Raw genomic sequence first — 15,099 nt, 5'->3', positions numbered from 1 at the left:
CGCAAAGCAACGGGACATATAAAAATATCAATTTTAAGATTTTGCTCCACTTCAAGGAGAGAGAAATTGTCTAAACTATTTATATTGCTAGCACTATCACTTACTACTCTAAACACAACTTGGGCCAAGCCAAACTCACGTTTTATCATTGGCGCAAAGTACCCAAATACTGAAGCAGAGGGAACAAGACCTGTATACTCTAAGGCCATTGCCCCTGATCACAACTCTTTTAAGGGTGGATATAATGACCTGCTTCCATTTGTAACAGCTTCACCAGATCAAGAAAATGCAGGTAGCTGTCTCTTTATGAGTAGCACAGGAATTGTTGAATGGTGGCATGCTAAAATGAATCCACAACTCACTTCATCAGAGGATAGAGACCTTTCAGAGAGATACTTTATGAACCTCTCTAAAGAAGGACTCGATAATGATTTAAATTATTGGCCAACAGATATGATTTACGCTCTTAATAAGAGAGGTAAAATCTATAGAAATGAAGATTATAGATACACTAAAGGTTGGTACAAGAAAGTTAATGGAAAAAGAGTTCCTGCACTAGAAAATGAAGATGGTGCCTATTATGGAGTTCCATTTAGTTGGATTAGTTTATATAAGAACCTAGATGCTCCTATGGTAAAACTTCCAAAATTTGAAAGAGAGATCATCTTTAAAGATCCTGCAGAAAATAGATGGAATGTTACAACAGCGCCTAAAGATATTGTTTCTAAAATCAAGCGAATGATAAAAAAGAGAAATGCCCCAGTACTTGCTATTTATAATCACGTTGGTTTTTGGCATGCAACTATGATTGTAGGATTTAACGATCATGCAAGCACAGAGGGTTGCCCATTTGTTGGAACTTATGACGAGAGAATGAATAAGCGTGCTGATGAGATCGTAGAAGAAGCTAATCTTGCTCAAACTCAGGCGCAGAAGAAGAAGCTTTTAAGAAAAGCAAAGAATTTCAGAAGAAGAGGTAAGCAAGTTGAAGACTCTTACCAAGCAAATGGAGGGTGTAGCTCTAAAGGTGTTTTCTATGTTAGAGACTCTATTTACTCAGACCCTGATATGCCTCTCTATGACTACGACTTAACGAACTCAGGAGAAGAGACAAACTTAAATGCTCCAGTGATTTTAAGAGAGTATGAGTGGGCCGAGCAATTGATTAATCACGCCTACCAAATCTACCCACTATAATAGAATTCTTCGAGGGGAATTCTTCCCCTCTTTTTCATTCCCATAGTCCCAACTATAATAAATTATGAAGAAAATTAGACTCATCTCATCTATTGTGATTTTAGCAGTAGTCGGGCTTAGCATTTATTTAACAGTCTCAAGTTTGAACGCAACACTTACTCAAAGCGAGAGAGAGAAAATCATTCTTCTTCCAAGCTATACCTATCAATTTGAGGTTCATGAAGAAGTAAAGAGTTGCAGCGAAGATTGCCATTCACAACTTCTTAATTCTAAGTGGAAGAAGATAGAAAAAGACTTTATTCCAAAAGACAGAGAGAATATATTTAAATTATCTATCCAGCTCTTACCTGAAATTAATCTTATAGAAAGACCCCTTGCCATACTCTTTAGCTATCTCGATGTTGAAGAGGTCGCCATTTGGTCCAAAGATGGACATCTCGGGGACTTTAGAGGCGGAGCAGGAGTCAAAGAATTCATAAAATCCCCTTTAAAGCTAACAGCGAAAGATAAGACATTAGAGTATATTTTCGTTACCAAGGGAGCGGACAAGAACCTCTACCTTTTTAACACTCTTATTTTCCTTGGTGAATCAAGCGCGCTTACAAATATTTTCTTTCATACAGAGAGAGAGAAGGTTACAACTCCTCTACTCTATATAATGCTTAGCTTTACCTTTGTTATTATTTTTCTTCTCTTTCAATTTCTCTCTAAAAAAGAAGAGCTCTATTGGAAAAAAGGAATTTTAGCCCTCTTTTCAAGCCTAAGTATCTTTTTAACCAGTTACTTATCACTCGAATTTATTGATCATAGTTATGTCTATTACTACTTCATACTTTTAAGACTTTCTTGGTCGCTTGTATTTATCTGTGTATTTGCAGATATTGCTAAAATACATACTAAGAACACTATAAGAAATATCTACATCCTTCATGGTCTCTTTTTCTTTATTGTCACAATTATTCAATTAATGCCTAATCCAGAAGGTCACTCATTTAAAATTGTAAATTCATTCTTTCTTATATTCCCTGTTCTCATTTCCCTTTACATCGTTGGAAGTAAACTTAGAAAATCAATCTCTGGACAAAAGAAAGGTGTCTATCTCACTTATATAATGACGATACTATTCACTCTTCTCATTTTTTCTCTCATCATTGTAACTCTCCAAGATTTCACTAAACTTTATTACTACGATTTCTTTGTACTTATTTTCTTAGCAATTAATAGCATCTTAGAGTTTAGACTTAATGAAAAGACCATAGAAAAGCAAAGAGAGCAGCTAATAGCCTCTGCTCAAGATAAGGCCATTAGTTTTACAGCAAAGTCTATGGCCCACGATCTTAGAAAGCCTCTTTCTCAAATCTCTTCTATTTTAGAAAATATTGAAACTTATCAAAAAAGCCCTGAGCTTTTAAAGAAGATTTCAAAACAAATTAACGCTAATATATCTCATTCTGAAATGATGCTCTCGAGCTTACTTGATTTCTCTAAGGAAGGTGCCATTGAATTAAGCACACATAGTTCTCAACAAATTATTGAAGAGGCCATAGACCTAATAGCGATTGAAAATAAGAGTGTTGAAATCAGTATAGAAAATGATTCAAAGAGCAGCTTAAACTGTAACGCTCCAAGAATAATTAGAGTCATCGCAAATATCATACAAAATGCACTAGAAATTGAGAGTACTTCAAAGATCTTCATTCATATTTCTGACATAGGAAAGAAGACTAGGTTTGAAATTACAAATATTGGATCCTATATTGAAAAAGAAAATAGAGAAAAGATATTCAATAATTTCTACTCAAAAGGAAAACCTAATGGAACAGGGCTAGGTTTAGCAAGCTGTAAGAAAACAATACAACTTCACGGAAATAATATTTGGGTTGATTCCAACAAAGAAAATAACTCAACATCTTTTTTCTTTGAATTAGACTCAGATCTAAACAAAGAAATAGAAAATAAGACTGATGAAGTCCCTAAAACTTACTCATCAGATCAAAGAATTGATATTATTACTTGCAATGATGACCTTTTAACAAATTTAAATTTGAAGACAACTTTCGAAATCGCAATAAAAGAGAACTTCTCAGATTTAAACTATTCACTTCACTCTTACACTAGTGGCGAAGAGCTACTCAAAAATATTGATAAGCACTCGAACTCTCTTCTACTATGTGACTATAATTTAAATCTTCAGGGAGGAAAGTTGAATGGACTAGAGGTACTTGAAATAATCAAGGAGTCAGGAAGAAAGTTTGATGATTATCTTATGACTAATTGGGAATTTGATAGTGATATTAATGTGCGAACATTGAGTGCTAGATTTCTAAAAGAGGATTGCATAAGTCTTATAGAATCACACCTTTTCTTTTTAGATCAAAGAAATCATTAATGACTCTAATTTTACTTGGAGTCATTTCAACCCTGTATAAACTTTCAGTTGATAATAAATTCTTATAGTACTTGCCATCGACGTAGTCTATTCTATACGTTTGCAAGTATTTAATCTTTATATGCTTCACTTCCCTTTCAATGAAGACATAGACAAGATTATCACTAGTCTTATAGTCATTTAATTTGTGATCTTCAATTTCCTTAAACTCTCTTTCCATAAGAAAATTCTTCGAAATATATGCATTAATCTTCTCCTTAGGATTAGACGTAGTCTCTACGCTAGAAACTTCATTCGACAGGCGTTCAGAAGGAGAATCCTCTCTAGAGCTATCAGAAGTCGCCATAACACCAGTCGGATTAATCGATGTAGCAGATGTTCCAGAACTCGATGTAGGAGCTACATTACTAGCATCACTTTTAGAGATTTTTCCACTTTGATTGGCCAAGCTCTTCTTCTCTTCTTCTTTGGGAGCAATCACATTAAATTCATTAGTTTTATTTTCAGCAAAAGACCCTTGAGTCACTTTCCCCTCACTATTAACTCGAGGTCTATATTTAGCAAATTCAGAAATAGAGTAATTACTTCTCTTTCTTTTCTTAGTGCCGTCAAGGTATGAGTAATCAATATCATTTAAATCGTTATACTTTTTGATAGAGTCTGGAATTCTCTTATTGGAATCTCTCTTAAGCTTTTTGACCTTAGCTCCCCTTGGACTTGAAGTTCTTCCAATTGGAATATTTCTAGTTGAGGCAACTTTGACAGCGGATGAAATAGAATAGGGATCTTTATAATCAAACTTATAAAAATTACTTAGAGAAGTAATCCCAGAATTTGAAAAGTAATTATAGAGATTGGGAGACTTTGCTAAATCAAGTTTATATTTATTCTCTTCAACATTTTCTATTACTTCTTTAATATCTTTCTTTTTATCCGATGTACTCTTAGAGCTTTTGTCTGATGCCTTTGTCCCTAATTCCTTAATAGATACTACTTTTCTTGGTGTATCTACTCTATTGACAATATTAGTAACAGTATCAAGGATCTTTGTCCTTGCAGTCTGAAGCTTTGTAGGCTTTTCTCCATTAATAGGTTCTCTATTAATTCTAACCATTGTTGGATTATCCATATTATCATATACAGCCGATGTCGGTGTTGAAGTATCTAACGGATCTTCCATATCAATAAAATTGAGCTCGATTCGCTTCACTTCCGAAATAAAACTCTCTACAGCTGCCCTCTCTTGAACAAGAGACTTAACAAGAGCTCTTTCCATTTCTTGTGGAACACTCTCTGGAAAGATCTTTAAAGTCTCACCATCATAACTAATTTCAAAATCACTTCTTAAACTATAAAACCTTTCAAATGCTTGATCATAATCTTCAAAGACCTCTGGGATATACTTCTTAAAGCCTTCACAGAGAAGAAAGTTAATTCGAGGTCTATTCCTCCCGTTCCCCTCTAGATATTCATCACTGATTAACGATCCACTGAGGCTATCAAAAAGAATATTCTTAAGGTGGAATACGGGAGCATCGATATACTTAATTGTATCCTTAACATCCTCCTGTAAAGATAAACAAGATTGTTCGTAATTATCAAATCCAGCGGTTAAGAAAGAATTAAATGTGGTCTTCACCAATTCCTTTAATTGATCATAATCAGTAGGCATCTCTTCAGCTTCAATATCTGCTTCTCTAAGGGCCATACCTAATAAATTAAATAATTGGAAAACGTCTTCTCTAAGTCTCTCTTCATTGACTTTCTTAATAGATGTATAGGTATAAATAAATTCATCAATATTTTCTTCATAAGCCTCTTCAACATTACCTGTATCAATAACACCATCTTCTATGCTTAGTACTAGAACCTTAGACAGAAAAGCTATTAATGAATCTTCTCTTAATTCTGAATTAAAAATCACTTTAGAATTATTAAGACCACGAAAGTTCTGAGAAAATGACCTACTCGATTTAAATATATTGCCTGGGACATCCCTAAGATTTTCACGTCTATGATTATCCGGCATAATCTCACTTAATCTAAAACGATCTTCTCGGTTAATTTTACAAGTTGGTAATTCTAACTCAAAGATTGAATAGAGCTTCTTATAATAAAAGTACTTTTCATTAATATCATTCATTTTCTCTTTTAAATGGTATCCAAGATATTGACGGTGTAACTTCTTTGCTAATTCTCGCTGCTCTTCTTTATCAAGTTTATACTCTAGATCACTTAAACACTTGCAGCGCTCTGAAAAACTCAATGAATTCAAGCAAGAACTAGGAGCGATCTGTGAAATATCATCACCTAATTGCGCGGCAATGCTCGAAGTAAAATTTCCTATTTGCTCCTGACAAAGAATATTTGTAGACTCAGTAGCATCCTCTGCCATAGCATTGGCAAGGGAGACAAAGAGCAGTAGAATAATTGTATATTTAAGAGAAAATATCATTATCTAAGTATCGGTAAATAGAAGTATTACTAAATAAGAAAATATTATGAGTGAAATAAAAAATAAATTGATCAAGAATTATAAGCATAAGAGAAAATGGGCCAAGAGAAATAATATTGATTGCTATAGGCTCTATGATAAAGAAATACCTGACTACCCTTATCTTATAGATATTTATAAAGATAAAGTACTTATCTATGATAGAAGAATCGATAAAATTGACGCCCACATGGCCGACAATCACCATCAAGTAATTCAAGGATTATGCGAAATCTTTAATATAACTGAAGATGAATTAATTATAAAAAAGAGAGCAATACAAACCAAGAATCAGAAATATGAAAAGCTTGATTCTACTAAGAATAGATTTGAAGCAAGAGAGGGTTCTGCCATATCTCTTATAAATCTGACTGACTACTTAGATACGGGTCTCTTCTTAGACCATAGGCCAATGAGACTAAGAATGGCCTCCCTAGCAAAGGATAAGAAACTACTAAATCTCTTTTGTTATACTAGTATGGTCTCTGTCCATGCGGCCCTAGAGGGAGCAGAGACAGTAAATGTTGATCTATCTAATACCTACTTAGAATGGAGCAAAGATAATTTCAAGGCAAATAACCTTGATCTTTCTAAGCATGATTTTATTAGAGAGAGTGTTTTTGACTTCTTAACAAAAGACCAAAATAAATACGATGTCATCTTTTTAGACCCTCCAACATTTAGTAATTCTAAGAGAACAGAAAAGACTCTAGACATTCAAAAAGACCACAATGAGCTTATTGAGAAATCAATGCAGAGATTGAATGATAATGGATTATTAATTTTTTCAAATAATAAAAGAGACTTTAAAATGAATCCCAGTCTATTTGAAAAATACAAAATAAAAGATATCACAAATCAGACAATCCCAGAGGACTTTAAAGATCGAAAGATTCATGTCTGCTTTGAAATTAGAGCTCTTGATTAAAAGATCACTCTACCACTTCCACTAATAACTCTTCCTATAACCATAGATCCCGGGATGGATAGGAGTTGCTCAGGTTCTTTAGAAATGGCCACCATTCCAACCCCCATATTGAAAGTAGAGAATTGCTCTTCCCTAGAGATACTCCCATTAGAACTAAGGGCAGAAAAAATATCTCCGCAGTGTTCTTGATAACTAGAACCATTAATATCTGGCCAAGAGTCTATTTGGTAAGAGAAATTTGAATTTATACGAGAGATATTATGAATTCCTCCTCCTGTTATGTGAGCAAGACCACTGAGTTCTGTATTTGAGAGAATATCTTTTAAATCATTGATATAGATTCTCGTAGGTTTTAGTAGTGATTTAAGCCTCTGCTCGTCATTTTTAAATATTTTTCTAAGAAGACTAAAGCCATTACTATGAGCACCACTTGATGGAATTGAAACGATGTAATCTCCCTCTCTAACCTTACTTCCATCTAGAAGATTATTCGCCTGGACTTCACCCACAGCAAAACCTGCCAGATCATATTCATTACTTTTATATAGACCGGGCATCTCAGCAGTTTCCCCGCCAATTAGTACACAACCAGACTGAAGACACCCCTCAACGATCCCATCGATAATAGAACTAGATCTTTCTATATCTAAAGAAGAACAAGCAATATAATCCATGAAGAACATGGGCAATGCTCCAGTACATAGAATATCATTCACACACATTGCTACTAAATCAATTCCAATAGAAGAATGATCATCAAATTTCTGCGCAAGTAATACCTTAGTACCTACACCATCAGTCCCCGCACTTAAGAATCTATCATCTGATATTTTATAAAGACACGCAAAACCACCTACCCCTGCGTGTACATGATGAGAGTAAGTTGATTGAACCTTCTTCTTTATCTTTGAAACAAATTCTTCTCCACGAGCAATACTTACTCCAGAGTCTTCATAACTTAGTTGCATAAAAAACCTCAATGTCTAAAATGTCTCATACCAGTAAAGTACATATTAATATTTGCTTTTTTGGAAGCACTAATAACTTCTTCATCTCTTATACTTCCTCCGGGCTGAACAATATTTCTTAGACCGGTCTGAGAAATAAATTCGATACTATCTTTAAAAGGAAAGAAAGCATCTGATGTAAGAAGGCATTTAGAAAAATCACTTACTCCATTCTCTTTAGCTTTAGTAACCGCTTGTGAGATACTTACAAAGCGGTTAGGGTTACCCATTCCCGCACCAACAAGTTCCAAAGCTCCCTTATCACTTTGAACAAGTGATATAGCATTGCTCATTAAGTACTTGGCCGTTATTTGACCAAAGATAAAGAGATCTCGATCTATTTCTTGATCACCACTTACTTTAGAGATGGTATTTGAATATTCACAGTCCCTTTTTTGAATGAGTAGTCCACCTAAAACATCTCTAACTGAGTGGTCCCTAGAGAGTTCTTCGTTAAAATCTCTTTTGAGAACTCTTATATTTTTCTTCTTAGAAAGTAATTCTAATGCTTGGGCCGAGAAGTCTTTTGCAATAATAACTTCAACAAATTTATCGCTTAAGAAATTCGCCATTTCCAAAGTGAAGAGATCATTTATGCAGAGAATGCTGCCAAAAGCACTAATCTTATCACCATTCCATGCCCTAGTTATTGCATCTAATCCATCTTCACTACTTGCTACTCCACATGGATTAGAGTGCTTAATAATTGTACAGCTATACTTATTTTTTAATTCATAAGTTAATTCTAAACAGCACTTATAAGCGGCATCTGCATCAAGAATATTATTATAACTTAGCTCCTTTCCTTGTAGTGTTTCCCACCGTGATTTATCACCAAGAAAACGAGCACTTTGATGAGCATTTTCACCATAGCGCAGATTCATACTCTCACCACTAAAGTAGAGCTCCGAGGGCAATCTATCTGTTAATAGTTTCCCCATATGTTCAGAGACTGCTATTTCATATCTACTAGTATGTTGAAAGGCCTTTGCTGCCATATTCTTTCTAAAAGTAGAATCTATTGTTCCTTCATTAGATGTTAAATTTTCAATTAGAGAATCATAATCATCTGGAGAGCAAATAGTTGTAACCCACTTATAATTTTTTGCAGCGGCCCTAAGCATAGTTGGACCACCAATATCAATATTTTCGACGATAGAATCAAGATCACTTGTTCTTTGAACTGTTTCTAAAAAAGGATAGAGATTACAAATAACTAAATCAATAGCTTCAATATCAAGCTCCTTGGCCATTGATAGGTCACGAGGACAATCGCGCCTGAACAGAAGAGCACTAGAAATATTGAAACTTAATGTTTTCATTCTTCCATTGAAGGCTTCAGGGCTACCTGTGACAGAAGTAATATCGAGGGACTCTATCCCGTTCTTCGTCAATATATCTCTAGTTCCACCAGTCGAAATAATTTCAACTCCGCTTTTATCTAGAAACTTACATAATTCAACAATTCCCTCTTTATCAGAAACACTGACAAGGGCCCTTTTGACTGGCCAATTACTTTCCATTACTAACTCCATTCTTTATATTTTCCATATAAGAAATAATAGTTTTAAAAATATTTGAACTTGAATGATTTAAAATTCCTATAGGTAGAAGATCTGTGTCGATAGACGCTTCTGGATGTGGCATCAATCCAAGAATTAGTCCTTTTGGATCGCAGAGAGCTGCTATATCTAAAGTACTCGAGTTTGGATTCTCACAATATGAGTAAACAATTTGCTTACCTTCAATTAAGGAATCTAATTCAACGCTCTCATCAAAGACAAAACGTCCTTGCCCATGCCGTATTGGCATAGAAGTAACACCAATGTCATCATCTGATATCCACTTACAAATAGACTGTTTAAGTTCTAGTGATACCCACTTATCCATAAAGCCTCTTGGAATATTATCTGTAATAACACCCCTCTTAGAAAAATCACCAAAAGGAAGTAGACCCATTTCCATTAGGGCCTGAGCACCATTACAAATTCCAAGAATTGGTTTAGAAAGCTCTATAAACTTCTCTAATTCTCTTCGAAGACCTTTTAATAACTTCAAAGATAATATCCTGGCAGCTGAAATCTCATCTCCAAAACTAAAGCCACCTGGAATAACAAAGATATCGTATTCAAGTAGAGAAGAAGGACGTAGTAATAAATCATTAATATGAACTATATCACTCTGTGCCCCATACTTTGTGAAAGCATAAGCCGTCTCATTTTCACAATTGAGACCATCACCACAAAGGACTAAAACTTTAATTTCCATATTGTAATTCCTTGTTAAAGAGAAGAACTCCTTCACTCCAAGATTTATAGATATTTGTTAAATCTAGATACTGTTGATTACATTGAATTTTAAAGCTCTTATTACTTCGACCTAAGTAAAGAAGTGAATCATCGTTTATAATTCCATTTAATTTGTCTCTATGCTTTGGTTCAACAGAAATAAGAAATCGACCAGCAGATTCATTAAAGAGTTCTTCTAAACTTAATTCAGGCTCAATATCTATTCCTGAGCGGCTTAGAAATAATTGCTCACTTAATGCACATAGAAGGCCTCCTTGAGATATATCCCCACAGTGAGATAAGATACCTTCTGTAATTAATTGATGTACCACTTGGAAAGTTCTACGGTTCTCAACTGGGTCACAGTGTGGAAGTGAAGAATCAATTTGATAAAGTTCTTCAAGAATAGAACCAAGTAAACCTCCCTTTTGACTACCAATTACAAAAATATCGAGCCCTTCTCTAGGTATATGAGAATCTGTAATATTATCCAATTCAATCTGTCCAATAGAAGATACTAAGAGAGTCGGTAGAACACTAATACTCAGATCACTACCATCTCGACTCTTTCCAAAGTAATCGTTCTTCATACTATCTTTTCCAGAAATTAGAGGAGTAGAGTAGATTTTAGAAATATCATAGAGACCTTTAGAGGCAAGAACGAGGGCTCCCATTTTCCTTTGTCTATCTAAATCATTTGAATCATCAACAGGGTTGGGCCAACAGAAATTATCCAAGAGAGCGATCTTCATTGGATTTACACCGTGGCAAATTATATTGCGAACCGCTTCATCTACACTTAGCTGGGCCATGAGATATGGATCATACTTTCCTACTCTTTGGGCCATTCCAACTCCTAGGCCCAATCCATTTCCAGCTCTTCCACCAAGTCTCTCAAGCGAAATTATTCCACAGTGATTGACACTAGTGTTATCAATAGACTCTAGAGGCCTAAGAGCACTATTTCCACCGACTTCATGATCATACTTACGTATCCATCTCTCTTTAGAAGCAATATCTCCATGTGACATAACCCTTTTGAGAATATTCTCTAGGGAATCGGATGATGATAAAAGATCCTTTCTTCTATTAAATGGATTGTAGTCTACATATGCTTCATCCCAGATAGCAGAGAGCTCCATCTTAGGAACACCTTCATGAAGAAAGTCTAAGTCAATATGACCAACACATTCGTCGTGGTAGAAAATCTTAAAACTTCCAGAGTTAGTAAATTCCCCAACATGAGAAACTTCAACACCACGCCTAAGTGCTAACTCTTCAAACTTTGTGGAATTCTCTTTCTCAATCGCAAAGCTCATTCGCTCTTGAGACTCAGATATTAATATTTCCCAGGGATCAAGACCGCTATATTTAAGTGCTGCCTTATCCAGAAAGAGATCTGCACCATTAGAGAGCTGCGCCATCTCGCCTATTGAAGAACTCATTCCACCAGCACCATTATCTGTAATGGCCTTGATAAGTCCTAGATCTCTTGCCTCAAGTAAGAAGTCACTTAATCTCTTTTGAATAATTGGGTTCCCAATTTGAACAGCATTTAATGGAGAAGAATCATTTAAGTCTATGGAACTAAACGTAGCACCATGAATTCCATCCTTACCTACACGACCCCCACCGACATAGATCAAATCCCCCGCAGAAATTTCTTTTATAGAACTATCTCTATTACCTATTCGCTGAGGCATTACTCCAACACTTCCTACGAAGATAAGGGGTTTTCCACAATAACTATCATGAAAACTCATTGCTCCATTTATAGTTGGAATACCACTCTTATTGCCTCCATCTTCAACACCTTTGTGAACTCCGGCCAAAATATTTTCAGGACTAATAAGAGAGCGAGGTACTTTATCAGGAGATAATCGGTTAAATAAACCAGGAGCACCTAAGCAGAAGACATTTGTATTTGCGATTGGCTTAGCACCTAGACCACAACCAAGTATATCTCTATTAACACCAAGGATTCCAGTTAAGGCCCCTCCATAGGGATCTAGTGCTGATGGACTATTGTGAGTCTCAACTTTAAAGCAGATATCTAATTTTTCATCGAAGCGAATAATTCCTGCGTTGTCATGAAAAACAGATATTAGCCAATCAAGCTTATTTTCCTCTTTAATTTCTTTAGTGGCCTTTTTAATAAAGCTACTAAAAATGGAATCAATAACTTCAGTTTTATCTTCTTTTCGATTAGTAAAATTTATTCTTGCATTAAATATTTTATGCTTACAGTGCTCACTCCATGTTTGTGCTATACACTCTAATTCTACATCTGTTGGAAAAGAAGGCAGTCCTATCTTCTTTCTCTTACTTTCATTTTCAATATAGTAATCTCTAATAACCTTAAGTTCTTTTAAGCTAAGGGCCAGACATCTCTTAGTATTTAATTCATGGAGCAAATTATCTGAGATATCGAGATCTATGACTGAAACTTTACCAAGCTGATTGTGAGTGAGCTCAATACGTTCTCTTATACCTACTTCTAAAAGTTCGATCTTTGTCAAAATTTGGTAGTCATGAACAAGAGGATTAAACAAGACCTGCATTGCCTTTTCCAGAATATCGTCTTTACTTAGTGAAGTATTAAAAAAATAGATCTTAGAATAATGAAGAGATACAACTTCTATATCAAAAAGTTTAAAGGCATCTATAGTAGAAATAGCTGTATTATCAGTAACGCCACTTTTAAAATCTACTTTTAACATATGAGTAAATTCATACATTGTATAATCAAGCATATCACTTTCTAAAACTTGATCGACTAGAATTCTATTGATTATGTCCTTATCAATAACACTCTTTGAATTTATCTCATAAGAGCTAATCGCTGAGCAATCATAACTGACTTCCACGTTTATAAATGAGCTAAAGTCCTTTGGATAGGCCACCACTTGATAGCTGTTCATCTCTTTTTTCTCCTGTAAAGTAATTTATTAGTGAATATACTTTTGAGTCACTCTTATTAAGAAAATATAAAAAGAGTCTATAGAGCTCGTACTCATTCTCTAGCCCCCTTCTTCTGAATTGATCAAAGGAATCGCTTCTGAGTCTTGGAAACTTCTTTTGTAAGATTATTGCCCCTGTATCCACTCCCTCATCCACAAGATGTATAGTCGCACCAGAGAACTCATCTCTATTTTCAAAAGATTTCTTATAAGAGTGCAAGCCGGGATAAAGAGGTAGAAGAGAAGGGTGTATATTTACAATTGGAATCCCCTTAGCGATGAATTCTTTCGATAAAATCCTCATATAACCAGCAAGGAGAATCCAATCAATATCAAAAGAATCTAGTACACTCCAAATTCTTTGTTCATGTTCTTCTTTAGAAAGACCTTTTGAAGAAATAACTCTCAAATCTACACCTCTCCCTCTTAAGAGATTCAAAACGGGAGCATCTTCAAGGTCGCAAATTAAACAAACAACTCTTAGCCCTGAACAATTCTGTTCAACAAAGTTGACTATATTAAGAGCATTAGTCCCTCTTCCCGAAGCAAATATGGCAATATTTCTAACTGAGTCCAATATCTTCTCTCCACTGTGACCCCTTGAATGTGACAAGAGGAATTGATAAATAGGCTTCAGATCTAGCTGTCTCTAAGTCATCGCCAAAAGAAGAGATACCAAGTACGCGACCTCCCGTATTTACTAGAGAGAAGTCTTCAAATTTAACTCCTGCATAGAAAATAGAATTACGACCAAGAAGATTACATATTGGTATTTGGCAATTAAATTGAGCTTTCTCACCTTCTGTAAAAGGATATCCCCCACTTGCAACAACTGTGTGAACACAGCTCCCCTCTATTACAAGATCGCTTGTTGAGTTCATCTCACCTCTGCTGCAAAGATGGAGGTTTTCTAATAGATTTCCTTTTAAACATGGCATAAGTGCTTGTGTCTCAGGATCTCCAAATCTCGCATTAAACTCAATCACCTTTACGCCCTGGTCAGTGAGAATGATCCCAGCAAAGAGGACTCCTTTATACTCAATCCCTCTCTTCTTCATTCCCTCTAAAAAACGATCAAAGACTTTTTCATTAATCTCTAGCTGTATTTCTTCGCTGATAAGAGAGTCGGAACAAATAGCACCCATACCACCAGTATTTGGGCCGAGATCACCTTCATCTCTTCTCTTATAATCAAAGCAGTTGCCGATGGTTTTGTAAGACTTTCCATCAAAGAGAGCAAATGCTGATACCTCTCTACCGATAAGCCTCTCTTCAATTAAAATGGTATTATCTCTTAGGAAGTAGTGATCATTTCTCATAAGATTATAGAGCGACTCTTTTGCCTCATCTCTACTCTCACAAACAAAGACCCCCTTACCCTTAGCTAGGCCAGAGGCCTTTACAACTGGAGCTGAAGACTCTTTCCAACTATCGATAAGTTCTATTCCCTTAAAGTAGTCTTTGATGATATGGAAATTAGCAGTAGGAATATTATATTCGTGCATAAATTCCTTAGAAAATTCTTTAGAGGATTCAATCATTGAAGCAACTTTAGAAGGACCAAGTACATCAATACCGATGGCTCTTATACTATCTGCGACGCCCCTTGAGAGTAAATCTTCAGGTCCAATAATTACGAATTCAATTTCTAGATTTTTTAATGATTCTAAAAGAGACTCTATTTCACCATCCCAACTCACGCAACGAATTCTCTCATTGAGACTCATTCCATCATTACCAGGAATAACTGTTACATATCCTTCAGAGAGATCACTGAGTATTCTCCAGGCTAAGGCATGCTCCCTTGCACCACTACCTAGGATAGCAATTTTCATT

Annotated in this window: 10 protein-coding genes; 3 read left to right on the top strand and 7 right to left on the bottom strand. The window is 35.3% G+C overall.

Annotated features, from left to right (window positions below; genetic code table 11):
* The first annotated feature begins 66 nt into the window (after positions 1-66).
* A complete protein-coding gene (locus tag BMS_RS07685; RefSeq protein ID WP_014244241.1) occupies positions 67-1,197 on the top strand; it encodes a hypothetical protein in 1,131 nt (376 codons plus the stop codon).
* A gap of 64 nt (positions 1,198-1,261) precedes the next feature.
* Positions 1,262-3,586 (top strand): ATP-binding protein, encoded by a 2,325-nt coding sequence (locus BMS_RS07680; protein ID WP_014244240.1) that lies wholly within the window; start codon positions 1,262-1,264, stop codon positions 3,584-3,586.
* On the opposite strand, the gene BMS_RS07675 is transcribed toward BMS_RS07680, so the two are convergent.
* On the bottom strand, positions 3,543-6,041 hold the full coding sequence (locus BMS_RS07675) for a hypothetical protein (RefSeq protein WP_014244239.1): 2,499 nt from the start codon (positions 6,039-6,041) through the stop codon (positions 3,543-3,545). The two genes, BMS_RS07680 and BMS_RS07675, sit on opposite strands and share 44 nt — an antisense overlap.
* 46 nt (positions 6,042-6,087) lie before the next feature.
* Here BMS_RS07675 and BMS_RS07670 point away from each other — a divergent pair, with 46 nt between their 5' ends.
* Entirely contained in the window at positions 6,088-7,008 is a 921-nt protein-coding gene (locus tag BMS_RS07670; protein ID WP_044557402.1) for a class I SAM-dependent methyltransferase, read from the top strand.
* Here BMS_RS07670 and purM read toward each other — a convergent pair.
* Genes purM through purD form a run of 6 tightly spaced genes read right to left on the bottom strand, consistent with a single transcriptional unit; the run spans position 7,005 to position 15,098 of the window.
* Complete coding sequence (gene purM, locus BMS_RS07665) at positions 7,005-7,976, bottom strand: phosphoribosylformylglycinamidine cyclo-ligase (RefSeq protein WP_044557401.1); 972 nt, start codon at positions 7,974-7,976, stop codon at positions 7,005-7,007. The genes BMS_RS07670 and purM overlap by 4 nt on opposite strands.
* Positions 7,977-7,984: 8 nt before the next feature.
* Positions 7,985-9,538, bottom strand: a complete 1,554-nt coding sequence (purH, locus tag BMS_RS07660) for a bifunctional phosphoribosylaminoimidazolecarboxamide formyltransferase/IMP cyclohydrolase (protein ID WP_014244236.1) — start codon at positions 9,536-9,538, stop codon at positions 7,985-7,987.
* A complete protein-coding gene (locus tag BMS_RS07655) occupies positions 9,528-10,283 on the bottom strand; it encodes a phosphoribosylformylglycinamidine synthase subunit PurQ (protein WP_014244235.1) in 756 nt (251 codons plus the stop codon). Before BMS_RS07655 ends, purH begins: the two co-directional genes overlap by 11 nt.
* Positions 10,273-13,224 (bottom strand): AIR synthase-related protein, encoded by a 2,952-nt coding sequence (locus BMS_RS07650; protein ID WP_014244234.1) that lies wholly within the window; start codon positions 13,222-13,224, stop codon positions 10,273-10,275. Before BMS_RS07650 ends, BMS_RS07655 begins: the two co-directional genes overlap by 11 nt.
* On the bottom strand, positions 13,184-13,840 hold the full coding sequence (purN, locus tag BMS_RS07645) for a phosphoribosylglycinamide formyltransferase (protein WP_052590621.1): 657 nt from the start codon (positions 13,838-13,840) through the stop codon (positions 13,184-13,186). The genes BMS_RS07650 and purN overlap by 41 nt, the downstream gene beginning before the upstream one ends.
* Complete coding sequence (gene purD, locus BMS_RS07640) at positions 13,827-15,098, bottom strand: phosphoribosylamine--glycine ligase (RefSeq protein WP_014244233.1); 1,272 nt, start codon at positions 15,096-15,098, stop codon at positions 13,827-13,829. Before purD ends, purN begins: the two co-directional genes overlap by 14 nt.
* Between the last annotated feature and the right edge of the window lies 1 nt (position 15,099).

This window comes from Halobacteriovorax marinus SJ (assembly GCF_000210915.2).
In the GTDB taxonomy this organism is placed as follows: Bacteria; Bdellovibrionota; Bacteriovoracia; order Bacteriovoracales; family Bacteriovoracaceae; genus Halobacteriovorax; species Halobacteriovorax marinus.
The sequence above is the reverse complement of the archived record's forward strand: the minus strand, read 5'-3'. Positions and strand labels throughout refer to the sequence as shown.

Coding starts and splice junctions, on each gene's coding strand:
- BMS_RS07680 (WP_014244240.1), top strand. CDS start 1,262: ATGAAGAAAATTAGACTCATCTCATCTATTGTGATTTTAGCAGTAGTC.
- BMS_RS07675 (WP_014244239.1), bottom strand. CDS start 6,041: ATGATATTTTCTCTTAAATATACAATTATTCTACTGCTCTTTGTCTCC.
- BMS_RS07670 (WP_044557402.1), top strand. CDS start 6,088: ATGAGTGAAATAAAAAATAAATTGATCAAGAATTATAAGCATAAGAGA.
- purM (WP_044557401.1), bottom strand. CDS start 7,976: ATGCAACTAAGTTATGAAGACTCTGGAGTAAGTATTGCTCGTGGAGAA.
- purH (WP_014244236.1), bottom strand. CDS start 9,538: ATGGAAAGTAATTGGCCAGTCAAAAGGGCCCTTGTCAGTGTTTCTGAT.
- BMS_RS07655 (WP_014244235.1), bottom strand. CDS start 10,283: ATGGAAATTAAAGTTTTAGTCCTTTGTGGTGATGGTCTCAATTGTGAA.
- BMS_RS07650 (WP_014244234.1), bottom strand. CDS start 13,224: ATGAACAGCTATCAAGTGGTGGCCTATCCAAAGGACTTTAGCTCATTT.
- purD (WP_014244233.1), bottom strand. CDS start 15,098: ATGAAAATTGCTATCCTAGGTAGTGGTGCAAGGGAGCATGCCTTAGCC.